Below are 22,779 nucleotides of genomic sequence, written 5' to 3'. Positions count from 1 at the left end.
TCGCGTCCATTAGCCCTTCGATAGGCTCGGTGCGAACGGTGGTGGGGTTCGGTGGCCCCACCAACCTTCATCAATAAGATTTCCTTGCCGGAAATCCGCGGTCGACGCGTTGGGCGGGGATGGATGAGACACCCCTGATCACCGGCCTGAAATGGTTCGCCACGCTGACCGGTATCACCGCCGCATTCATGGTGTCGCTCGACAGCGGGCGGCGCGTGACGGGGTGGGGGTTCGTGATCTTCGTCGCCTCCGCCATCGCGTGGATCGCCGGGGCCGTGTTGACGCAGGATTGGGCGCTGACGTCGCAGAACAGCGTCCTGCTGGGCATCAACCTGTTGGGCGTGTATCGCTACCTGATCCGCAAGAAGGACGTGTAGAGCGATTTACTGGGCGATCGGCCTCGGGGGGCTGGGAGCGATCTTCGGCAGCTTCATCGCGACCGTCGCGGTGCGCTGGCCTGCGCCCGCGCTGACCGGCCGCTCGCGGTGTGATGGCTGTGGGCGCACGCTGGCGGCGTACGAGCTTGTCCCGATCCTGAGTTGGTTGGCCTTGCGCGGAGGGTGCCGGACCTGCGGCGGTCGGATCGGGCTGCTGCATCCTGTCATCGAGATGATCGCAGCTGCTATCGGCATTGCGGCGGGCGTCGCCGCCAGCGGCGCGCCGGCGGTGGCGGGTGCGGTGTTCGGCTGGCTGTTGCTGCTCGCCGGCGCGATCGATTTCGTCGCCTTCCGCCTACCCAACCCGGTGACGATGACCATTGCCCTGCTCGGTCTGGCGACGGGACTGGCCGGGCTGGAGCCTGATCTTACGGATCGGGCGATCGGTGGCGTCGCGGGGTTCGGTGTCCTGTGGCTGATCTCAGCCGCCTATGTTCGCGCTCGCGGTCGGATAGGGCTGGGAGGCGGGGATGCGAAGCTGCTCGGCGCGATCGGGCTTTGGCTTGGCTGGCGCGCGCTGCCATGGGTCGTGCTGGTCGCTTGCATGCTCGGGCTTGGCTGGGCGGCGGCGCGGCGAATGCGGCGAGACGATCGCTTGCCGTTCGGGACAGTGTTGGGGGCAGCGGCGTTTGCGCTATGGCTGATCACCACCTCGAACGCGGGACCGATCGGATGACCGAGTTGAACCAGTTCCTCGATCGCCAGCGGGCGGCGTTCATGGCCGAACTGCCGGTGACCGCCGCCGTCCGCAAGGATCGGTTGAAGCGCGCCATCGCCATGGTCGCCGACAGTGCGGCCGCCTGGTGCGATGCGCTGAGCGAGGATTTCGGCCACCGCAGCCGCGAGCAATCGATGATCACCGACATCGGCGGCTCGATCGGCCCGCTGAAGCATGCGCTGAAGCATGTCGACCGTTGGATGGCGCGGGAGAAGCGGGCGGTTCGCTTTCCGCTTGGCCTGCTCGGCGCGCGGGCGTGGGTCGACTATCAGCCAAAGGGTGTCGTCGGCGTCATCGCGCCGTGGAATTTCCCGGTGAACCTGGTGATGGCGCCGCTCGCCGGCATCCTCGCTGCGGGCAACCGGGCGATGGTCAAGACGTCCGAATTCACGCCCCGCACCGCCGCGCTGTTTGAGGAGATGTCGCCGCGATACTTCGCCGCCGACGAACTGGTGTTCGTGTCCGGCGGGCCGGATGTGGGGCAGGCGTTCGCCGGGCTGCCGTTCGACCATTTGCTGTTCACCGGAGCGACCGGTATCGGCCGCCACATCCTGCGCGCCGCCGCCGATAATCTGGTGCCGGTGACGTTGGAGCTTGGCGGCAAGTCGCCGGTGATCCTTGGACGCTCCGCCGACATCGCGCGCGCCACCGAGCGGATCGCGCTGGGCAAGATGCTCAATGCCGGCCAGATCTGCCTCGCACCCGACTATGTGCTCGCGCCGGCCGACCGCGAGGCTGCGGTGGTCGAGGGGCTGAAGGCGGCGGCGTCGGCGATGTACCCGACCTTGCTCGCCAATCCGGACTATACCGCGATCATCAACGACCGGCATCATGCCCGGCTGACCGACTGGATCGAGGACGCGCGGGCGAAGGGCGCGACGGTCGACGTGGTCGATCCTGCGGGCGAGGACTTCGCCGGCACCAACAGCCGCAAGATGCCGCTCCACATCATCCGCGATGCGACCGACGAGATGACCGTGATGCAGGAAGAGATCTTCGGCCCCGTCCTGCCCATCCGCCGCTATGAACGCATCGACGATGCCATTGCGGAGGTAAACCGCCGCGACCGCCCGCTCGGCCTCTATTATTTCGGTGAGGATGCCGCCGAGCAGGCGCGGGTGCTCGATCGGACGATTTCGGGCGGTGTGACCGTCAACGACGTCGTGCTGCACGTATCGATGGAGGACCTGCCCTTCGGTGGCATCGGGCCGTCGGGCATGGGCGCCTATCATGGCCGCGACGGGTTCCGGACGTTCAGCCACGCCAAGGCGGTGTTCAAGCAATCGCGGCTGGACGTGGCGAAGCTCGCCGGGCTCAAGCCGCCCTATGGCAAGGCGACGCGGCGGACGATCGCGCAGGAGGTGAAGGGCTAGGTTTCGTGCTCCGGCCGAGGGCGGAGGACGATTCCTACGGCAGCTGCGCCTTCGGAAAGTCGGCCCAGACGTCGTCATAGTCCTCGTCCAGCGCGCTCGTTTCCAACGCGTAGTCGGTTGCGGCGAAGACCCAGCGGCTTTCGATCATGAACGCCATCGTGCCGTCGATCTTGTGCGGCTTGAGCTCCGCCTCGCTCGCCCCCCGCCAGCTTGCGACATCGGGGCCGTGGCCGCTCATCTGGTTGTGAAGCGACAGCGCGCCGGGTCGGAAGCCGTCTGCCTTGGCGTCATAGGCACCCGCGATCAGGCCCATGCATTCGCTCATCACGTTGCGGTGGAACCAGGGCGGGCGGAACGTGTCCTCCGCCACCATCCAGCGCGGGGGGAAGATCACGAAGTCGACGTTGGCGGTGCCGGGGACATCGCTGGGCGAGGTCAGGACGGTGAAGATCGATGGATCGGGGTGGTCGAAGCTAACCGTGCCGATCGTGTTGAAGCGCGACAGGTCGTAGCGACACGGCGCGAGGTTGCCGTGCCAGGCGACGACGTCGAGCGGCGAGCGGCCCAGTTCGGTCGTCCACAGGCTGCCGAGGAATTTCTGGACGAGCTCATAGTCGCCCTCCACATCTTCGAACCAGGCGACCGGCGTCTCGAAATCGCGCGGGTTGGCGAGGCCGTTAGCGCCGATCGGACCGAGATCGGGCAGGCGGAAGGGCTGGCCGTGGTTCTCCGCCACATAGCCACGGGCGGTGCCGTCGGGCAGCTCCACGCGGAAACGGACGCCGCGCGGAATGATCGCGACCTGGCCGGGCGCGACGTCGATCCGCCCCATTTCGGTCAGCAGGCGAAGCGCGCCCATCTCGGGAAGGATCAGCATTTCACCGTCCGCGGACACGAACGCACGACGGACCATGTCTTTCGATGCGTGATAGAGGTGCATCGCGACGCCGGTCTGAGTCTTGGGACCGTCGCCTGCGACCAGCATCGTCGTCAGGCTGTCGAGCCAATCGCTTTGGTGCGCCGTATCCAGCGGGCGCCAGCGGAGGCGATTGGGGGCGAGGGGGGCATCGCTGACGCCGGGCGCGAACCGCTCGGCGCCGGCGTAGCGGGTGAAGGCGGGGTGGCTGGCCGACGGGCGCAGGCGATAGAGCCAGGAACGCCGGTTCTCGTGCCGGGGCGCGGTGAAGGCGGTGCCGGACAGTTGCTCGGCGTAGAGGCCGAAAGCCGGCTTCTGCGGGGAGTTGCGGCCCTGGGGCAGGGCGCCGGGGACGGCTTCGGTGGCGAAGTGGTTGCCGAAGCCGGTCATGTACTGCGGGTTTGTCATCTCGCCTCTCCCTCCCTCGCCCCTTCGCAGAAGGGGAGAGGGTTGCGCAGACTTGGGCTCGTCAGAGCGCTAGTCGTAGCTGGGTGAGGGGTTGGCGGTCGCCTGGGCGACCGCGCGAGCCTGCGGCTCGCTCGACCCTCTCCCAACCTCCGCTAGGCAGCACGCTGCCAAGCTACGGTATCCCTCCCCCTGTCCAGGGGGAGGGCAGTTTAGATCAGGCCTCGGCCTTCGCCGGAACGACGCCGCGACGGATCTGGTCGAGTTCGATGCTCTCGAACAGCGCCTTGAAGTTGCCTTCGCCGAAGCCGTCGTTGCCCTTGCGCTGGATGATCTCGAAGAAGATCGGGCCGATCATGTTGGCGGTGAAGATCTGGAGCAGGAGCCCGCCGCCCGTCTCCGGTGCGCCGTCGATCAGGATGCGGCGCTTGCGCATTTCAGCCACGTCGTGACCGTGGCCGGGCAGGCGCTGGTCGATCATGTCGAAATAGGTATCGGGCGAATCCTGGAAGATGATGCCGCGCTCGCGCAACTTGTCGACGGTCGCGAAAATGTCATCGGTCGTCAGGGCGATGTGCTGGATGCCTTCGCCCTTATAGTCCTTGATGAACTCCTCGATCTGCGAATGCTCGTCCTGGCTTTCGTTCAGCGGGATGCGGATCTTGTCATCCGGCGCGGTCATCGCCTTGCTGAACAGGCCCGTCGCCTGGCCCTCGATGTCGAAATAGCGGATCTGGCGGAAGTTGAAGATGCGCTCGTAATAGTCCGCCCAGTAATCCATCCGCCCGCGCTTCAGATTGTGGGTCAGGTGGTCGAGCACGTTCAGGCCGACGCTGTTGTCGTTGCGCGCCTTGCCCGTCGGCAAGAAGTCGGTGCCCCACACGTCGTCCTTGGCATCGACGAGGTAGAGGTTCGCGCCGCCGATACCCTCGATCGCCGGGATGTCGAGTTCACCGGGGCCGTTGCTGCCCTTGACCGCGACCGCACCGCGCTCGACCGCCAGCTTCAGTGCGGCTTCGTCGTCCGCAACGCGGAACGCCATCGCATTCGCGCTCGCGCCGTGCGCATCGCGGAAGCCGGCGACCTGGCCTGCCTCGTCCATGTTCAGCAGGAAATTGATCTCGCCCTGCGCATAATGCCGTACGTTCTTCGACTTGTGCGTGCCGACATGGGTGAAGCCGAGTTTTTCGAACCAGTCCGCCATCGCGTCCGGATCGGGCGAGGTGAATTCGACGAAGGCAAAGCCGTCGAGGCCCATCGGATTGTCGTGCTGATCGGTCATGGCATCCTCATGAACTGGTTTCAGTTGTTACTATATCAGCGGGACGGTGCCGTAAAGGCCGGCCTTGCCGCGCGCCGCCGACGCGCGCACAGTTGCGCGCGTGACGGAACAGCTGAAACTCGACGATTTCCTCCCCTATCGCTTGTCGATCGCGTCGAACCGGGTGTCGGACGCGGTGGCGGGCACGTACCGCGCGCTGTTCGGACTGCGGATTTCCGAATGGCGGCTGGTCGCGGTGCTCGCCGAAAGCGAGGGGTTGAGCCAGCAGGCGCTGGGCGCTCGGACGCAGATGGACAAGGTGACGGTCAGCCGCGCCGCTATCGCCCTGGTCGATCGCGGGCTGGTGGCGCGGGCGGCGAACCCGAGCGATCAGCGGTCGCACAATCTGGCGCTGACCGAGGCGGGGCGCGCACTTTACGCGGAGGTCGCGCCCAAGGCGCTGGAGATTGAACGGCGGCTGTTCGGTGGGTTCGACGCCAGCGATCTCGAACGGTTCCGGGCGATGCTGGCGCGGATCGAGGATGCCGTCGACCGACTTTGACCTACGCATATGTTATTGGCTGCAAACATAATTTCGTGACGCCGGAGCCAATCGGGACATCGATCGTTACGCCCCTCTAACGGGGCGCGCGACCCCTAAGAGTTAAGGGCGGGAGTTCGCGGGACGTGCATCGGGGCATGATGAGTTTGTGGCTGTTGGCTGGCGCGGTGTCGTTGCCGGCGCTCGCGCATGGGCAGATCAACCAGCCCAAGCCCAACCAGGGGGCGCCGTCGAAGCTTCCCGATGCGTCCCAGCGACAGCCGCAGCAGCAAGGCGCCGTTGTCGCGGACCCGCAGGGCGACGCGCCGATCGTCCCCGACGCGACCTTTGAGAAAGAAGTGCCTCAGCTGAGCAGCGATCCGAATGCGCCGCTGGAGCCGATCGAGGATTTCGCCGCGCCCGCCACCGTCGCGCCGGCTTCGGCAGCCCAGCCATCGGTGGCCGGTGATACCGTCGCTGCCCAGGTCGCGCAGGACGGGGAACTCGCTAAACCACTCGCGCCCCTGTCGAGTTTCAACGTCGAGCCGGTGGAGATCGCCGGCGTAGAGGACGCACCGGCCAGCGAAATCCGCTACGAGACGCGGATCGAGGGGCTCGACGCGATCGGCTTGACCGACCGGTTCAACGCCTTGTCCGCGCTGAAGGATGACAAGGACGCGCCCAACGCCGTTATCGTCGCGGCCCGCGCTCGCGAGGATGAGGAACTCGCTAAACGGCTCATGCGCGCCATCGGCTATTACGACGGGACCGCGACGTCGACGATCGAGCCGCTGAAGGATCAGCAGGGTCGGGTCCGCGCGATCGTTACCGCCATTCCGGGCGCGCAGTACAAGTTGGGGTCGATCACCGTCCGCGCCGAACCCACGGTGCCGCAGGGCCTGATCGAACGCGAACTGCCGTTGAAGGTCGGCGAGCCGATCGATGCAGAGCGTATCCAGGGCGCGGAGGCGAACGTGTCGCTGAAGCTGCCGCAGCAGGGCTATGCCTTTGCTGAGGTCGGGCAGCGCGACATTCTGCTCGACGATGCGACACATCTCGGCGACTATACCCTGCCGGTTACGACCGGCCCGCGCGGCAGCTTCGGGCGGATCGTGACTAAGGGCGATCCGGTGTTCGAGACCGATCATATCGAGGTCCTGCGCCGCTATCGGCCCGGCGAATTGTACGATGCGCGCAAGGTCGACGACCTGCGTCAGGCGCTGGTCGCGACCAGCCTGTTCCAGTCGGTCGCGGTCGAGCCGCAGCGGACCGGCCGGGCGGGGCCGGACGGCACGGAAGATGTCGACCTGCTGATCACGCAGAACAAGGGGCCTGCGCGGACGCTTGCCGGGCAGATCGGCTATGGCACCGGCGAAGGCTTTACGCTCCAGGGCAGTTGGACGCATCGCAACCTGTTCCCGCCCGAAGGCGCGCTGATCGCCAGCGGGATCGCCGGTACGCAGCAGCAGGGGCTGGGCGTCACCTTCCGCCGTTCCAACGCCGGCAAGCGCGACCGCACCGTGTCCGCCACCGTCTCGGCCAACCGCCAGAACTACGACGCCTACGAGGCCTTCACCGGCACGCTCGCCGGCCGGATCAGCTATGATTCGACACCGATCTGGCAGAAGAAATGGACCTATTTCTACGGCTTCGAACTCGTCGGGACCAATGAGGATGTCTATGACTTCTCGCTGTCGGACCGGGTCCGACGGACCTACTTCATCGGCGCGTTGCCGGCCTATCTTGGCTATGATTCGTCCGACGACCTGCTGAACCCGACGAAGGGCTTCCGCGTGAAGCTGAACCTCAGCCCCGAAGCGTCGATGAACCGCGGCACCCGACCCTATGTCCGCGGCATGCTGGAGGGGACGGCCTATTATCCGGTAACGAGCAGCATCGTCATCGCCGGCCGCGCGCGGGTCGGCGCCATCGGCGGCATCGCACGCGACGACCTGGCCCCGTCGCGGCGCTACTATGCCGGCGGCGGCGGCTCGGTACGCGGGTTCGGTTTCCAGGAACTGGGGCCGAAGACCGAGGAGCCGAATCCGAAATTCGATCCCGACGATCCCGAGACGAAGGAGCCGCGCACGATCTTCCGCCCGGTTGGCGGACGCAGCTTCAACGAGTTCGCGATCGAGGCGCGGTACCGGTTCGGCAATTTCGGGATCGTGCCGTTCCTGGATGCCGGGCAGGTCTATGACAGCACGCTGCCCAAGGGCTCCGACCTCCGGTTCGGGGCGGGTATCGGCGGGCGGTTCTACACCAATTTCGGGCCGATGCGGATCGACGTCGCGACGCCGATCGCGCGCAAGCCGGGGGAATCGAAGATCGCCCTGTACCTCTCGATCGGGCAGGCCTTCTGATGGTCGAGACGCCCGCAACCGCCGAACCGACGACCGTCGTCGTCCGGGAACGTCGCCCGCTGTGGCAGACGATCGCGAAATGGGTCGGAATCGTCATCGCCGGGCTGGCATTGCTGCTGGTGCTGGTGATGTTGGGCATCAACACGCAACCGGGCCGCCGCTTCGTTGCCGATCGCATCGCCGGCTATACGATGGCGAACGGCATCAACATCCGCGTCGGGCGGATCGACGGGTCGATCTATGGCGACATGCGCCTGCGCGACGTGCGGGTGCGCGACCAGAAGGGCGTGTTCCTGACCTCGCCCGAGCTGCGGGTCGACTGGCGGCCGTTCGCCTTCGCGCGCAACCATGTCGACATCCGCCAGCTGACCAGCCCGTTGGTGAGCATGAGCCGGATGCCGGTGCTGAAGCCCGTGCCCAGCGATCCCAATGCGCCGTTGCTGCCCGACATCGACATCGACGTGAACCGGTTGGCGATCGATCGGATCGACCTGGCCCCGGCGGTCAGCGGCACGCGGCGGCTCGCGCAGGTGGCGGGCAGCGTCCACATCGCCGACCGCCGTGCGCAGGTACAGCTGGACGGGCGGACGCTGACCGGGCCGGGTATCGCCGGCGGCGACCGCGTCGCGCTGCGGCTGGATGCGGTGCCGGAGAACAACCGCTTCGATCTCAAGCTGAACGTGCAGGCGCCGGCCAATGGGCTGGTCGCGAGCATGGCGTCGCTGGACGCTCCGTTGACGCTGGCGGTCGATGGCCGCGGTGACTGGCAGCGGTGGACGGGCCGGGCTGTGTCAACGCTCGGCGGCGGCAGCCTTGCCGATCTCAAGGTCGAGGGGCGTGACGGCAAGTTCGTCGTGCGCGGGACGACGCAACCGGGGCTGTATCTGAAGGGGCCGGTCGAGCGGCTGACGTCGCCGCGGCTCGACGTCGCGATCGATGCGGCCTTCGCCGATCGCGTTGCGGATACCAAGCTGCTGCTGCGCTCCAGCGCGTTGCAGGTGACCGGCGACGGCAAGCTGAACCTCGCCGACAGCCGCTTTTCGAACTTCAAGGCGACGGCGATGCTGCTGACGCCGGGCGCGATCGCGCCGAACCTGAACGGGCGCGAAGTCCAGCTGGCGGTGGCACTCGACGGGCCGTTCGCGACGCCGGTCGTCGATTACAAGCTGCGTGCCGCAGCGCTCGGCTTCGGCGAGACGGTGGTGCAAGGTCTGTATGCCGAGGGTCGCGCGCGGGTTGATGCCGATCGGATCATGATCCCCGTCGCGGCGAAGGCCGCGCGGGTGTCGGGTCTGAACGCCGCGGCCGGCGGGTTGCTGACCAATGTCGCGATCAACGGCGACCTGGCGATCAACAACGGCACCGAAATCCTGTCCGACAATCTGCGCATTCGCTCCGACCGGATCGACGCGACCGCCGTCGTCGCCGCGAATCTGGCGTCCGGACGCTATGCGGGCGCGCTCAAGGGGCGGGTCAACGACTACCGCGTCGAGGGCTTCGGCATCGTCAATCTGACAACCGACGCGCAACTCTATACACCGGCCGCAGGCGGCTTCGGCATCCGCGGGCGGGTGGTCGCGCGGACGTCGCGGATTTTCAACGACGGCGCGCGCGACTTCCTGGGCGGCAACGCCATCGCGCGGGTCGACCTGGACTATACCCCACAGGGGATCATCGTCTTCAACAACCTGCGGGTGAACGCGCCGCAATTCCGTGTGACGCGCGGGTCGGGGCGTTACGATCCGGCGGGGCCGTTGCTGGTCGATGCGGATGCCTATTCGACCGTTTATGGTCCGGTGAGTGCGCGCGTGACGGGGACGCTCTATGCGCCCGTCGCCACCATCCGTGCCGCGCGGCCGGGGCTGGGCGTCGGGCTGAACGGCGTCACCGCGACGATCCGTGGACAGGGCAGCCGATACGCCATCGTCGCGCGTGGCGGGTCGGAATATGGGCCGTTCTCCGCTGACCTGCTGCTGTCGACCGGACCGCGGCTGACCGCGGATATCCGCAAGGCGACCTTCGCCGGGATCGATTTTCGGGGGCGCGTCGAACAGACGCCGGCCGGGCCGTTCGCCGGGCAGCTGGCGTTCAACGGGTCGGGCGTAAACGGATCGCTGCGGCTGGCGGCGCAGGGCAACGTCCAGCGCGCCGACGTGAATGCGCGCGCGCTGAACGCGGTCATTCCGGGCAGCGCTGGTCTGACGATCGGTCGTGCGATCATCGTCGGGACGGCCGTCCTCTATCCGAATCAGCCGGCGATCACCGGCGACGCGCAGATCGCGAGCCTGAAGATGGGTGAGTTCCTGCTCCGCACCTCACGCGTGAAGCTCGACTATCGCGGCGGCAGCGGAACGGCGCAGGCATTTGCCGACGGATCGTCGGGCGTGCCGTTCCGCGTCGGGCTGAACGCGCGCTTCTCGCCGCGGCTCTGGCTGGCGGCGATGCAGGGGCAGGCGAACGGAATCAATTTCAAGACCGCCCAGCCGGCGCGGATCATTCCGGAACGCGGCACCTATCGCCTGCAACCGTCCCGGATCGACTTCGACCAGGGCTCCCTGCGGCTGGCCGGGCGTTACGGCAACGGCATCGAAGTGCAGTCGCGGCTCGACCGGCTCGACCTGTCGATCGCCAACGCCTTCGTGCCGGGCATCGGTCTCGGCGGGCAGGCGAGCGGCAGCCTCGATTTCCGCCAGCCGACCGGTGCCAGCTTCCCGCAGGCGGATGCGAAGCTCAGGATCGCCAACTTCACCCGCTCCGGCCTCGCGTCGGTGTCGACGCCGGTGAACATCGTCTTTGCCGGGCGGCTGGTGCCCGACGGTGGCGACGCGCGCGCGATCATCCAGCGGGGCACGACGACGGTCGGGCGCTTGGTCGCGACGCTGCGGCCGCTGCCCCCAGGCGCGGGCAGCTGGACGACGCGGTTGATGGCGGCGCCCCTGTCGGGCGGGATCCGCTACAACGGGCCGGCGGGCGTGCTGTTCTCCTTCGCCGGATTCGCCGGTCAGCAACTGAGCGGGCCGATCGGTGTGGCGGCGGACTTCGGCGGGCGAGTGTCGTCGCCACAACTGTCGGGCGTCGTGCGTGCGAGCAACCTGACATACGACAATGAAACCTATGGCACGCGCCTGACCAACATGCGGCTGAACGGGCGCTTCACCAATGACCGGTTCGAATTGACCGACATGGCGGCGCAGGCGGGCGAGGGGGCCATCGCAGCGCAGGGCAGTGTCGGCCTGGCGTCGGATGCCGGCTTCCCGATCGATGTGAGAGCGACGCTCAACAATGCGCGTCTCGCTCGCAGCAATGCGCTGGGCGCGACCGCGACCGGCACGATCCGCGTGACCAATTCGGCTGCGAACGGCGGCCTGATCCAGGGCGAGCTGACCATTCCCGAGGCGCGCTACGAAGTCGTCCGCCAGGGTGCGGCCGAAGTCCCCGAACTTACCGGGGTGCGCCGCAAGAGCGATATCGCCCGCGCTGCGGCGGCCCGGCGCGACCAGCCCGCAGCCTCGCCACCGGGGTTGTTCAAGCTCGCGCTGCGCGTGCGTGCCGACAATCGGCTCTACGTGTCGGGCATGGGTCTGGAGTCCGAGTGGGAGGCCGACATCCGCGTAGGAGGCACGTCGGCGGCGCCAAACGTCACGGGCGAGGCGCGGGTTGTTCGCGGCACCTACAGCTTCGCCGGCAAGCGCTTCGACCTGACTCGCGGCATCGTCCGCTTCCGCGGCGGGCCGGTCGGAGATCCGGAGCTCGACATCGCCGCGACCACGACGACGCAGGGCATCACCGCGACGATCGCGATCGGCGGGTCGGCGCAGCAGCCGCGGCTGACCTTCACCTCGACGCCCAACCTGCCGCAGGACGAAGTGCTGTCGCGCCTGCTGTTCGGCAGCTCGGTCACCAACCTGTCGGCGACGGAGGCGATCCAGCTGGCCGCGGCACTCAATTCGCTGCGCGGGTCGGGCGGCGGCGGGCTCAATCCGCTGGGCAAGCTGCGCAGTGTCACGGGTATCGATCGCCTGCGCATCCTCGGCGCCGACCAGGCGACCGGGCGCGGGACGGCGCTGGCGGCCGGCCAGTATCTGACCGACGACATCTATATCGAGATCATCACCGACGCCCGCGGCTTCACCGCGACCCAGCTGGAAATCGCGCTCAGCCGCGCGCTCAGCCTGCTGTCGTCGACGGGGTCGTTCGGGGGATCGAACGTGAACCTGCGCTATTCGAAGGACTATTAACGCGGGGCCAGTGCGCTTACACCTTTGTCAGTAATGATGGAGGGCGCGGTGGAGCAGTTCGACGTGATCGTGATCGGTGCCGGCCTGTCCGGCATCGGCGCGAGCTGGCACCTGGCGACCGAGTGTCCTGACCTGACCCATCTCATCCTGGAGGCGCGCGACGATCTGGGCGGGACGTGGGACTTGTTCCGCTATCCCGGCATCCGGTCGGATTCGGACATGCACACGCTGGGCTTCCGCTTCAAACCGTGGCGGCAGGCGGAGGCGATCGCGGATGGCGGGTCGATTCTCGACTATCTGCGCGAGACGGCGGCGGAGAAGTGCATCGTCGGGCGCATCCGCTATCGCCATCGCGTCGTCGCGGCCGAATGGTCGAGTGCGGAGGCGGCGTGGACGCTGACCGTCGATCGCGATGGCGAACGGGCGCTGTTCCGGGCCAACTTCCTCTACGTCTGCGCCGGATACTATGATTATGAGGAAGGGCACGCGCCCGTCTTTCCGGGGGGCGAGCGGTTCGGCGGGCGGATCGTCCATCCGCAATTCTGGCCCGACGACCTCGATTGCACGGACAAGCGCGTCGTCGTGATCGGCAGCGGCGCGACCGCGGTGACGCTGGTGCCGGAGCTCGCCAAGACCGCCGCGCATGTGACGATGCTCCAGCGCTCCCCCACCTACATCGTCGCGCGGCCGGGCAAGGACGGCGTCGCCAACGCACTGCGTCGGGTATTGCCGGAGCGGACCGCCTACCGGCTGACGCGGTGGAAGAATGTGTTGCTCGGCCAGTTCTTCTATCGCCAGATGCGCAAGCATCCGGATGCCGCGAAGACCCGGCTGATCGGCTGGGTGCGCGATCGTCTGGGCGAGGGCATCGATGTCGATCGACATTTCACCCCGCGCTATGACCCGTGGGACCAGCGGCTCTGCCTGGTGCCGGACGGCGATCTTTTCGATGCGATCAAGGCGGGACGGGCGAGCGTCGTTACCGATACGATCGAGACGTTCACCCTGGACGGCATCCGCCTGGCGTCGGGCGACACGCTGCCGGCCGACATCGTCGTCACCGCGACGGGGCTCAAGCTCAAGATGCTCGGCGGCATCACGCTGAGCGTCGACGGGCAGGTCGCTGACCCGGCGAAGGCGCTGACGTACAAGGGCATGATGTTCTCGGACATCCCCAACCTCGCCATCGCGTTCGGCTATACCAACGCCTCGTGGACGCTGAAGGCCGACCTGACGAGCGCCTATGTCTGCCGCCTGCTCAAGCACATGCGGGCGACCGGCGTCCGCCAGGCAACCCCGCGGGTCGGGGCGCCGGTCGAGCGGGAGGCGTTCCTCGACTTCACCTCGGGCTATGTTCAGCGCGCCAAGGACATCCTGCCGCAGCAGGGCACGCGCGCGCCGTGGAAGCTCGACCAGAATTACCTGAAGGACGTCCGCACGCTGCGTTACGGACCCGTCGACGACGAGATGGAGTTCCGCTGAGCCAGCACCGCGTCGGCCGCCGCGATGCCGGTGGCGAGCGCGCCGTGCGCGGTCGAGAAGTCGGTCGGCGAGCAGGCCTCGCCCGCGAAGAACAGCCGGTCCTGCCACGGTGTCGCCAGCGTCGCACGGGAGCCGCGGTGGCCGGGCAGGGCGTGACTGTACGAGCCGCCGAAGCCATCGGTCCTTGCCCAGGCAGAGCCGGCGATGAGGCGCAGCTTGCTGCGTACGCCGTTGCCAAGGAGTGCAGCGAGTTCGTCGATCGCGAAGGCCGCGGCGCCATCAAGACCGACGTCCTCCAGCGCGATCGCGCCAGCGCCGCCGAGGAAGACTTCGACTACCGGCCGGCCGAACGGGCGGAGGTAATAGCTGCCGGTGCAGGCGCTCTTCGGGTTGCCGAGCAGGTGGCTGTCGGGAGGCACGTCGGCGTCGTCGAAGGCGAGGAACAGCTTATCGGCGAGCCCCAGCGGCAGGCAGGCAGCGGCATGGGCGCGGTCATCGAGCGCCGGGGGCAGGCGGAGGCCGCCCTTCGCCAGCACGTTGGTCGCAACGGTCACGATCACCGACCGCGCGCGGATATCGCCGCGAGGTGTGACCAGCCGCAGCGCCGTGCCGTCTTCCCCGATCCGTTCGACCGGCGTCGATAGGTGGAGCGGGACGGGCGGCAGGCTTGCGGAGACGAGCGTGCCGTAGCCGTCCGGCACCCGCCAGTTCACCTCGCTCGCAGCGTCGTCATAGGCGAGATAGTCCTCGACCGAGAGCGTGCCGAGCCCCGCGCCGTTGATGTAGCCCGACAGCGCCTCGATAAAGCCGTTCCACGGCCCTTCGGCGGGCAGGGCGTCGGCTGCGCGGTCGCTCGGCTGCGGGCTGTCGCGCAGGGCGCGGTCGAAGGCGTCATAGGCCTCGCCCGCCGCCTTCTGGTCGGCTTCGGAGAAGCCCAGGTCGCGATACTGCTCGCCCCAGCTGGTCGGGCTGCGGTCGATTGCGAAGCCCGCGCTCTCCGCGATGCCGACCCACGGATTGCGCTCGGCCGAATGGAGCCAGCCGCAACCCAGGTCGATCAACATGCCCGCCACGCCGAGCGTCCAAGCGCGACCACCGACGCGGGCGCTCGCCTCGACGATCGCGACCGACAGCCCGCTCCCGGCCAAACGCCGCGCGGCGCCGACCCCTGCCGCGCCCGCGCCGACGATGACGACGTCGTACTCAGCCACGCGACGTCAGCAACGCGCTCCGCAGGCACTCGCACACCACCTCGTCGCGCTGGTTGAGCATGCGGTGGCGGAAGGTGACGATGCCCTGGCCGGGGCGCGACTTGGACGGACGCAGCTCGACGACTTCGGTTTCGCCACGCAGCGTGTCGCCGATGAACACCGGGTTCGGCATCACGACCTTGTCATAGCCCAGGTTCGCGACGAGCGTTCCCAACGTCGTGTCGCCGACCGAGACGCCGACCATCAGCGCGAAGGTGAAGGTGCCGTTGACGAGGATGCGGCCGAACTCCGACGCCTTTGCCGCCTCCGCATCCAGGTGCAGCGGCTGTGGATTGTGCGTCATGGTCGAGAACAGCAGATTGTCCGTCTCGGTCACCGTGCGGCGCAGGTCGTGGACGATGCGGTCGCCGACCTGCCATTCGTCGAAGTGGCGTCCGGCCATCAATGCTGTCCTTCGAAATGCAGTTTGAAGCCCAGATGGCTCTGCTCCCAGCCGAGCCGTTCGTAGAAGCGATGCGCGTCGGGTCGGTTCAGCTGCGACGTCAGTTGGACGAAGCGGCAGCCCGCGGCGCGGCAATGCTCGACCGCCCAGTCGATCAGTTGCTTGCCGAGCCCTTGGCCGCGCAGGTCGGAGGCTACGCGGACGGCTTCGATCTGTCCGCGGAGCGCGCCCTTGAAGCTGAGGCCGGGGATCAGCGTGACTTGGAGCGTACCGACGATGCGGCCGTTCTGTTCGGCGACGACCAATGTCTGGTTAGGGTCGGCGGCGATCTGGTGGAAGGCAGTCTCGTAGGCGGGGTCGATCGGGAGCGACGGGTCTTCGCGGGTGGCGCCGTTGAAGTCGTCGGCCATCAGCGCGACGATCGCGGGGACGTCGGCGAGGGTGGCGGGGCGGATGGCGAGGGTCACGATCCTACACTCCCATTCGTGCTGAGCTTGTCGAAGCACCGTTCTTCGAGCCGCGAGCGATCCGCGTGCGTATCGCAGAACGGTGCTTCGACAGGCTCAGCACGAACGGGTTTGGGGCGGGGGTAAGGTTCACGCCGCCTCCGCCCGTTCGATCCGCACCAGCATCCGGCCCTCCGCAACCTGCTGGCCCGCTTCGGCATCCAACTCCGCGACCATTCCGTCGAACGGCGCGACCAGGCCATGTTCCATCTTCATGGCTTCCAACGTGACGAGCTTCTGCCCCTTGGCGACCGATTGGCCCGCTGCCACCTCGACCGCCGTGATGCGGCCGGGCATGGGCGACAGGATCGCGCCGTCCGCCGCGCCACCGGCAGCGACACCGCCCGCACGGAACGGCGTGACCGACCAGGTCTGGCCGGCTTCGGTCAGCAGCAGGCCGTCGTCCTCGATCTCTTCGCCGGGCTCCCTTGCTTCGATCTCGACCGCCTCACCGTCGACCAGCAGGCGGACGGTGCGGTTCGGGGCCGCGTTCAGCCGGAAGCCCGACAGGGCAGCGTCGCCGACGATGCGGCCGGCCGCTTCGGCCAGGGCGTCTTCGCTCGGCAGCGCGTCGGGCGTCAGCGCGTCGCCGTCGCGGGCGATCAGGCCGGTGTCGAGATCGGCGGCGACGAAGGCGGGATGCTCCAGCGCCTTGACCAGAAAGCCGGCGTTCGAGCGGATCGGCCAGACGACCGCGGTGTCGAGCGCGTCGATCAACTGCTCGCGCGCGTCGTCGCGCGTCTCGCCCCAGGTGATGACCTTGGCGATCATCGGGTCGTAGAAGGGCGACACGTCGGCGCCTTCCTCGACACCCGTTTCGATCCGAGCGGCGTCGCCCAGGTCGAACGCCTCCAGTCGCCCGACGCTCGGCAGGAAGCCCTTGGCCGGATCCTCGGCATACAGCCGCGCCTCGATCGCCCAGCCGTCGATGGCGAGCTCGTCCTGCCGCTTGGGGATCGGCTCCCCGCTCGCCACGCGCAGCTGCCATTCGACCAGGTCCACGCCGGTGATCTCCTCGGTCACCGGATGTTCGACCTGCAGGCGCGTGTTCATTTCCATGAACCAGATGCGATCGGCGCGCAGGCCTTCGGACGCGTCGGCGATGAATTCGATCGTGCCGGCGCCGACATAGTCGACCGCGCGCGCGGCGTTGACCGCGGCCTGGCAGACGGCGGCGCGCGTCTCGTCGCTCATGCCCGGCGCCGGAGCTTCCTCGATCACCTTCTGGTGGCGGCGCTGGAGCGAGCAGTCGCGTTCGAACAGGTGGACGACATTTCCATACGAGTCGCCGAAGACTTGCACCTCGATATGGCGCGGGGAGAGGATGTATTTCTCTAAAAGCACGCGGTCGTCGCCGAAGGACGAGGCGGCTTCGCGCTGGCAGCTGGCGAGCATGTCGGCGAACTCGGCCGCGTTTTCGACCCGGCGCATACCCTTGCCGCCGCCACCGGCGACCGCCTTGATCAGCACCGGATAGCCGATCGCGTCGGCTTCCGCCTGCAACCGTGCCGGGCTCTGGTCGTCGCCCAGATAGCCCGGTGTCACCGGCACGCCGGCCGCGATCATACGCGCCTTGGCGGCATCCTTCAGGCCCATCGCGCGGATGCTGTCGGGCTTGGGGCCGACCCAGATCAGGCCGGCGTCGAGGACGGCCTGCGCGAAGTCGGCGTTTTCGCTCAGGAAGCCATAGCCGGGGTGGATCGCCTCCGCGCCGGTCTGCTTCGCCGCGGCGATGATCTTGTCGCCGACCAGATAGCTTTCGCGTGCCGGGGAGGGGCCGATATGGACCGCCTCATCCGCCTGGCGGACGTGAAGCGCATCGGCGTCCGCGTCCGAATAGACCGCGACGGTCCGCACCCCCATGGCGCGGGCGGTGCGGATGATGCGGCAGGCGATCTCGCCGCGGTTGGCGATCAGCAGCGAGCCGATCATCGCCCGGCTCCAAACTTCACGATCATTGCCCGTATGGCGCGAAAATTTTTGGAAACTTCGTGTGAGCTTTGCATGGCCGACGACTAGCGCGTCGCCGGCGTGTAGGAAAATGGAATCAGCCCGCCGGGCAGTCGGTCTGGCGCTGGGTGTAGGTCAGATGCTGCACCTTCCAGCCCGCAGCATCGCGGACCATCGTGAACTGGTCGGTACCGCAGTGGGTGACGCGGCCGTCGGCGCGGAAGATGTAGCTGGACCAGACCATCGCGAGGTTGCCGTCGATGTCGACGACCGGATTGACCAGCCGTTCCTGGAGCAGGCTGGGCCCGTCGGTCAGCCCACCGGCGAAATCGGCCCAGCTGCGCGTGCGAACTTCGCTGGAGCCGTCCGGCATCGCGACGATCGCGCTGTTGCGGCCGTCGGTGCGGACCTGGGCGAGGATGGCGGCGCGGTCCTTCGCGGTGACCGCGGCGAACAGGCGGTCGATGGGGGCGAGGACGGCGGCGGTGTCGGCGTCGGGCGGGGGCAGGGGGACGGCCTTGGGGAGGGGCTGGACCGGCGTGACCTGGAGGGCGAGGGCGAGGAGAAGCATGGCGGTTCCTTACCATTCCTCCCCGAGCTTGTCTCGGGGAGGGGGACCGCCCGGCGCAGCCGGGTGGTGGAGGGGCAAGCGGTCGCGTGCGGCGGACACGATCCCGCGAACGACGGCGTCCGTGTCTTTCAGAACATCAGTTGCTGGAACGCGCAAAGTCTGAAGGCCGAAGCCTGCAAGCCAAACATCGCGCGCTTCGTCATACTGCGGGCGGTTGCCGCGCGAATGGGCTTCGCCATCGACTTCGACGACCAGCTTCGCGTCGATGCAGTAGAAGTCGACGGTGAACGGGCCGCTGGGGTGCTGCTTGCGGAACTTCAGGCCGGCTGGGCGGCGGCGGAGGGCCTGCCAGAGGAGGATTTCGGGCAGCGTCAATTCACGGCGGAGGCGGCGGGCTTTGGCGACCCCGCCTTTTCGCGGTTTCGGTGCTTCATCCTTGAGCATCTCGATTGCCCCTCCACCATGCTGCGCATGGTCCCCCTCCCCGAGACGAGCTCGGGGAGGAATTTTTACATCCGGAACACGCCGAAGCTTGGCCGCTCCGGAATCGGTGCATTCAACGTTGCCGCGAACGCCAGGCCCAGCACATCTCGCGTCTGCGCCGGGTCGATGATGCCATCGTCCCACAGGCGGGCCGTGGCGTACCAGGGATTGCCTTCGTCCTCGTACTTCTGGCGGATTGGGGCCTTGAAGGCTTCGGCCTGATCGGCGTCCCAGCTCTCCGCATCGCGGTGGACCGTCGCCAGTACGCTCGCCGCCTGTTCGCCGCCCATCACCGAGATGCGGCTGTTCGGCCATGTGAACAGGAACCGCGGGCTATAGGCCCGGCCGCACATACCGTAATTGCCGGCGCCGAAGCTGCCGCCGATGAGGACGGTGACCTTCGGTACGCTGGCGGTGGCGACGGCGGTCACCAGCTTGGCGCCATGCTTGGCGATGCCCTCCGCCTCGTACTTGCCGCCGACCATGAAGCCCGAGATGTTCTGGAGAAACAGCAGCGGGATTTTCCGCTGGCAGGCGAGTTCGATGAAATGGGCGCCCTTCTGTGCACTCTCCGAGAACAGCACGCCGTTGTTGGCGAGGATCGCGACGGGCATGCCCCAGATGTGGGCGAAGCCGCAGACCAGCGAACTGCCGTAGAGCGCCTTGAACTCGTGGAATTCGGACCCGTCGACGATGCGGGCGATGATTTCGTGCACGTCGTAGGGCGCGCGAACGTCCTGGGGGATGATGCCGTAGAGTTCTTCCGGCGCATATTTCGGCGCCCGCGGGTCGCGCAGGTTGACGCCGGCGCCGGTCTGGGGCGCCAGGGTCGAAACGATGTCGCGGACGATCGTCAGCGCGTGGTCGTCGTTTTCCGCGACGTGATCGACCACGCCGGACTTGCGACCGTGCGTGTCGGCGCCGCCCAGTTCTTCCGACGAGATGACTTCGCCGGTCGCCGCCTTCACCAGCGGCGGGCCGGCGAGGAAGATGGTGCCCTGGTTGCGGACGATCACCGTCTCATCCGACATGGCGGGGACATAGGCGCCGCCCGCGGTGCAGCTGCCCATGACGCAGGCGATCTGGGGGATGCCCTTCGCGCTCATCTGCGCCTGGTTGAAGAATATGCGCCCGAAATGCTCGCGGTCGGGGAAGACTTCCGCCTGGTGCGGCAGGTTGGCGCCGCCGCTGTCGACCAGATAGACGCAGGGCAGGTTGTTCTCGAGCGCGATTTCCTGGGCGCGCAGGTGCTTCTTGACGGTCAGCGGGTAATAGGTGCCGCCTTTCACCGTCGCGTCGTTGCAGGCGATTATGACCTGTCGGCCGGAGACGCGGCCGATCCCGGCGATGATGCCCGCGCCCGGCACCTCGTCGCCGTACAGGCCGTTGGCCGCGAGCTGACCGACCTCCAGGAAGGGCGAGCCGGGGTCGAGCAGGCGTTCGACGCGGTCGCGGGGCAACAGCTTGCCGCGCGCGGTGTGGCGGTCGCGCGACGCATCGCTGCCACCGCGGGCGGCGGCGGCCACATCGGCGCGCAGGCGGTCGACCAGCGCGCGGTTGTGCGCGGCATTGGTGCGGAAGATTTCGCTGTCGGGCGAGGCTTTTGTGTCGAGGACCGGTGCACTCATGGGCTGTGGGTAGCCGTCCGTTGCAACGATGGGAAGCGGGTCTGGCGGACGGACCACGACGCGCCTAGCGTGCGCGCAACTGTCCACGGAGTCGCCTGATGCTGCGTCGTTCCCTGCTCATCCTCGCCCTGCTCACCACCACCGCCGCCACCGGCCCCCAGTCTGCGCCCCAGGCCGGCGTCGAGCGATCGTCGATGGACCCGGCCGTCAAGCCGGGCGACGATTTCTACCTCTACGCCAACGGTGGCTGGCAGAAGGCGACGCAGATTCCGGCTGACCGGTCGAGCACCGGGTCATTCTACGAAGCCTTCGCGACGACCGAGCAACGGACGACCGGCATGGTCGACCAGATCGTCCGTGGGACGCCGAAGCCCGGCACGCCCGAGGCGCGGATCGCGAATTACTACAAGGCCTATACGAACACCCGCGCGATCGATGCGGCGGGCATGAAGCCGGTCGCCGCCGACCTGGCGCGGTTCGCTGCGATCCGCGACAAGGCCGGGCTGTCGCGCGTAATCGGCACGACGATTCGCGCCGACGTCGATCCGCTCAACGCGACGAATTTCCAGACCGAGAATCTGTTCGGCATCTTCGTCACGCAGGGCCTGGCAACGCCCGGCAAGGTCATCCCCTATATCCTGCAAGGCGGGCTGGGGTTGCCGGAGCGCGAATATTATCTGTCGGCCGACCCGAAGATGGCGGAGATTCGGACACAATATCGCGCCTATATCGCCAAGCTGCTGAAGACCGCGGGCATTGCGGATGCGGATGCGAAGGCGCAGCGCATCTTCGATCTGGAGATGAAGATCGCCAAGGCGCATGTAACGCGCGAGGAGAGCGAGGACTTCACCAAATCGGCGACGGTCTGGTCGCGCGCGGACCTGTCGGCGAAGGCGCCGGGGATCGACTGGGCGGCGTTCCTGACCGGCGCGGATCTGGCGCGGCAGACCATGTTCGGCGCCTATCACGCCCGCGCGATCACCAACCTGTCGGCGCTGGTGGCATCCGAGCCGCTGGAGGCGTGGAAGGACTGGCTGGCGTTCCACCAGATCAACAGCCATTCGGACGTGTTGCCGAGTGCGATCGATGCCGCCCATTTCGCCTTCTACGGCACAACGCTGAGCGGTACGCCGCAGCAGCAGACGCGTGCCAAGCGGGCGCTGGCCGCGCTGAACCGTGAACTCGGCGACGACGTCGGGCAGCTCTATGCCGCGCAATATTTCCCCGCCAGCGCCAAGGCCGAAGTCCAGGCGATGGTCGAGAATATCAAGACCGCCTTCGCCAATCGCGTGCAGAACCTCGACTGGATGGCCCCGGCGACCAAGGCGGAGGCGCTGAAGAAGGTTCGCGGGATCGTCGTCGGTGTGGGCTATCCCGAGACATGGCGCAGCTATGCCGGCTACACCGTCAGCCCCACCGACGCCTATGCGAACGCGGTTAACGGCGAGCGGGCGGAATATCGGCATCAGTTGGCGAAGATCGGCAAGCCGCTCGATCGCAACGAATGGTGGATGACGCCGCAGACGATCAATGCGGTCAATCTGCCGGTGCAGAACGCGCTGAACTTCCCGGCCGCGATCTTGCAACCGCCGTTCTTCGATCCTGCGGCTGACCCGGCGTATAATTACGGCGCGATCGGCGCGGTGATTGGCCACGAGATCAGCCACAGCTTCGACAACAACGGTGCGGCGTTCGATGCGTCGGGTACGCTCCGCAACTGGTGGACGCCGGCCGACCTCCAGCGGTTCAATGCCGCGGGCAAGGCGCTGGCGGATCAGTACGACGCCTATCGTCCTTTCCCGGACCTGGCGGTTAACGGTAAGCTCACGTTGGGCGAGAACATTGCCGACGTCGCGGGGCTACAGGCGGCTTATGACGCGTACCATGCCTCGCTGGGCGGCAAGCCCGCGCCGGTGATCGACGGGATGACCGGTGATCAGCGCTTCTTCCTCGCCTTTGCCCAGACCTGGGCGACCAAGATGCGCGACGCGACGCTGCGCGCACGGATCGCGACCGACGGCCATGCGCCGGGGCAGTATCGTGCGCAGACCGTGCGCAACCTGGACTCGTGGTACGACGCGTTCGGCGTGAAGCCGGGTGATGCGCTCTACCTGCCGCCGGACAAGCGCGTACGCGTCTGGTAAGCCTGCTGCGCTCCCGGTTAGAAGAAAGACCCGTCAGTGCTCCCGCGAAGGCGGGAGCCCAGGGCCACAAACTACACAGTCCGTTGTAGTGCTTGGCCCTGGGTTCCCGC

17 protein-coding genes are annotated in these 22,779 nt (G+C 67.5%); 8 read left to right on the top strand and 9 right to left on the bottom strand.

The window, feature by feature from the left end; translation table 11 throughout:
• The first annotated feature begins 119 nt into the window (after positions 1 to 119).
• Genes ACFSC3_RS14640 through ACFSC3_RS14630 form a run of 3 tightly spaced genes read left to right on the top strand, consistent with a single transcriptional unit; the run spans position 120 to position 2,528 of the window.
• A complete protein-coding gene (locus ACFSC3_RS14640; RefSeq protein WP_380941169.1) occupies positions 120 to 377 on the top strand; it encodes a hypothetical protein in 258 nt (85 codons plus the stop codon).
• A gap of 4 nt (positions 378 to 381) precedes the next feature.
• Complete coding sequence (locus tag ACFSC3_RS14635; protein ID WP_380941474.1) at positions 382 to 1,113, top strand: prepilin peptidase; 732 nt, start codon at positions 382 to 384, stop codon at positions 1,111 to 1,113.
• On the top strand, positions 1,074 to 2,528 hold the full coding sequence (locus ACFSC3_RS14630) for a coniferyl aldehyde dehydrogenase (protein WP_380941168.1): 1,455 nt from the start codon (positions 1,074 to 1,076) through the stop codon (positions 2,526 to 2,528). Before ACFSC3_RS14635 ends, ACFSC3_RS14630 begins: the two co-directional genes overlap by 40 nt.
• Before the next feature lie 34 nt (positions 2,529 to 2,562).
• Here the strand turns inward: ACFSC3_RS14630 and hmgA are convergent, their stop codons facing one another.
• Both hmgA and hppD read right to left on the bottom strand, forming a co-directional pair.
• On the bottom strand, positions 2,563 to 3,852 hold the full coding sequence (gene hmgA, locus ACFSC3_RS14625) for a homogentisate 1,2-dioxygenase (protein WP_380941167.1): 1,290 nt from the start codon (positions 3,850 to 3,852) through the stop codon (positions 2,563 to 2,565).
• A gap of 214 nt (positions 3,853 to 4,066) precedes the next feature.
• Positions 4,067 to 5,131, bottom strand: a complete 1,065-nt coding sequence (hppD, locus tag ACFSC3_RS14620; protein ID WP_380941166.1) for a 4-hydroxyphenylpyruvate dioxygenase — start codon at positions 5,129 to 5,131, stop codon at positions 4,067 to 4,069.
• A gap of 64 nt (positions 5,132 to 5,195) precedes the next feature.
• Here hppD and ACFSC3_RS14615 point away from each other — a divergent pair, with 64 nt between their 5' ends.
• From ACFSC3_RS14615 to ACFSC3_RS14600, 4 genes are all read left to right on the top strand, one after another.
• Entirely contained in the window at positions 5,196 to 5,672 is a 477-nt protein-coding gene (locus tag ACFSC3_RS14615; protein ID WP_380941165.1) for a MarR family winged helix-turn-helix transcriptional regulator, read from the top strand.
• Between the two features lie 137 nt (positions 5,673 to 5,809).
• A complete protein-coding gene (locus tag ACFSC3_RS14610; protein WP_380941164.1) occupies positions 5,810 to 8,014 on the top strand; it encodes an autotransporter assembly complex protein TamA in 2,205 nt (734 codons plus the stop codon).
• Complete coding sequence (locus ACFSC3_RS14605; RefSeq protein WP_380941163.1) at positions 8,014 to 12,252, top strand: translocation/assembly module TamB domain-containing protein; 4,239 nt, start codon at positions 8,014 to 8,016, stop codon at positions 12,250 to 12,252. The genes ACFSC3_RS14610 and ACFSC3_RS14605 overlap by 1 nt, the downstream gene beginning before the upstream one ends.
• 48 nt (positions 12,253 to 12,300) lie before the next feature.
• Positions 12,301 to 13,734: a flavin-containing monooxygenase gene (locus ACFSC3_RS14600; protein WP_380941162.1), complete on the top strand. Its 1,434-nt coding sequence runs from the start codon at positions 12,301 to 12,303 to the stop codon at positions 13,732 to 13,734.
• On the opposite strand, the gene ACFSC3_RS14595 is transcribed toward ACFSC3_RS14600, so the two are convergent.
• The 7 genes from ACFSC3_RS14595 to ACFSC3_RS14565 all read right to left on the bottom strand — a co-directional run bounded on the left by ACFSC3_RS14595 (position 13,698) and on the right by ACFSC3_RS14565 (position 20,525).
• On the bottom strand, positions 13,698 to 14,945 hold the full coding sequence (locus tag ACFSC3_RS14595) for a flavin monoamine oxidase family protein (RefSeq protein ID WP_380941161.1): 1,248 nt from the start codon (positions 14,943 to 14,945) through the stop codon (positions 13,698 to 13,700). The genes ACFSC3_RS14600 and ACFSC3_RS14595 overlap by 37 nt on opposite strands.
• The gene (locus tag ACFSC3_RS14590) at positions 14,938 to 15,387 is read right to left on the bottom strand and encodes a MaoC family dehydratase (protein ID WP_380941160.1); all 450 of its coding nucleotides are present in this window, start codon (positions 15,385 to 15,387) and stop codon (positions 14,938 to 14,940) included. The genes ACFSC3_RS14595 and ACFSC3_RS14590 overlap by 8 nt, the downstream gene beginning before the upstream one ends.
• Positions 15,387 to 15,854, bottom strand: coding sequence for a GNAT family N-acetyltransferase (locus tag ACFSC3_RS14585; RefSeq protein ID WP_380941159.1), 468 nt, complete (start codon positions 15,852 to 15,854; stop codon positions 15,387 to 15,389). The genes ACFSC3_RS14590 and ACFSC3_RS14585 overlap by 1 nt, the downstream gene beginning before the upstream one ends.
• Positions 15,855 to 15,983: 129 nt before the next feature.
• On the bottom strand, positions 15,984 to 17,825 hold the full coding sequence (locus ACFSC3_RS14580) for an acetyl/propionyl/methylcrotonyl-CoA carboxylase subunit alpha (protein WP_380941158.1): 1,842 nt from the start codon (positions 17,823 to 17,825) through the stop codon (positions 15,984 to 15,986).
• A gap of 115 nt (positions 17,826 to 17,940) precedes the next feature.
• A complete protein-coding gene (locus ACFSC3_RS14575) occupies positions 17,941 to 18,414 on the bottom strand; it encodes a nuclear transport factor 2 family protein (RefSeq protein ID WP_380941157.1) in 474 nt (157 codons plus the stop codon).
• 9 nt (positions 18,415 to 18,423) lie between these two features.
• Positions 18,424 to 18,858 (bottom strand): endonuclease domain-containing protein, encoded by a 435-nt coding sequence (locus ACFSC3_RS14570; protein ID WP_380941156.1) that lies wholly within the window; start codon positions 18,856 to 18,858, stop codon positions 18,424 to 18,426.
• A 65-nt stretch (positions 18,859 to 18,923) separates the two neighbouring features.
• Positions 18,924 to 20,525, bottom strand: a complete 1,602-nt coding sequence (locus ACFSC3_RS14565; RefSeq protein WP_380941155.1) for a carboxyl transferase domain-containing protein — start codon at positions 20,523 to 20,525, stop codon at positions 18,924 to 18,926.
• Positions 20,526 to 20,623: 98 nt separating this feature from the next.
• On the opposite strand from ACFSC3_RS14565, the gene ACFSC3_RS14560 reads away from it, so the two are divergent.
• On the top strand, positions 20,624 to 22,669 hold the full coding sequence (locus ACFSC3_RS14560) for a M13 family metallopeptidase (protein WP_380941154.1): 2,046 nt from the start codon (positions 20,624 to 20,626) through the stop codon (positions 22,667 to 22,669).
• The last annotated feature ends 110 nt before the right edge of the window (positions 22,670 to 22,779 follow it).

It is taken from the genome of Sphingomonas floccifaciens (genome assembly GCF_042681125.1).
In the GTDB taxonomy this organism is placed as follows: Bacteria; Pseudomonadota; Alphaproteobacteria; order Sphingomonadales; family Sphingomonadaceae; genus Sphingomonas; species Sphingomonas floccifaciens.
Note: the sequence above shows the minus strand (reverse complement) of the source record. Positions and strands in the feature narration are given on the sequence as shown.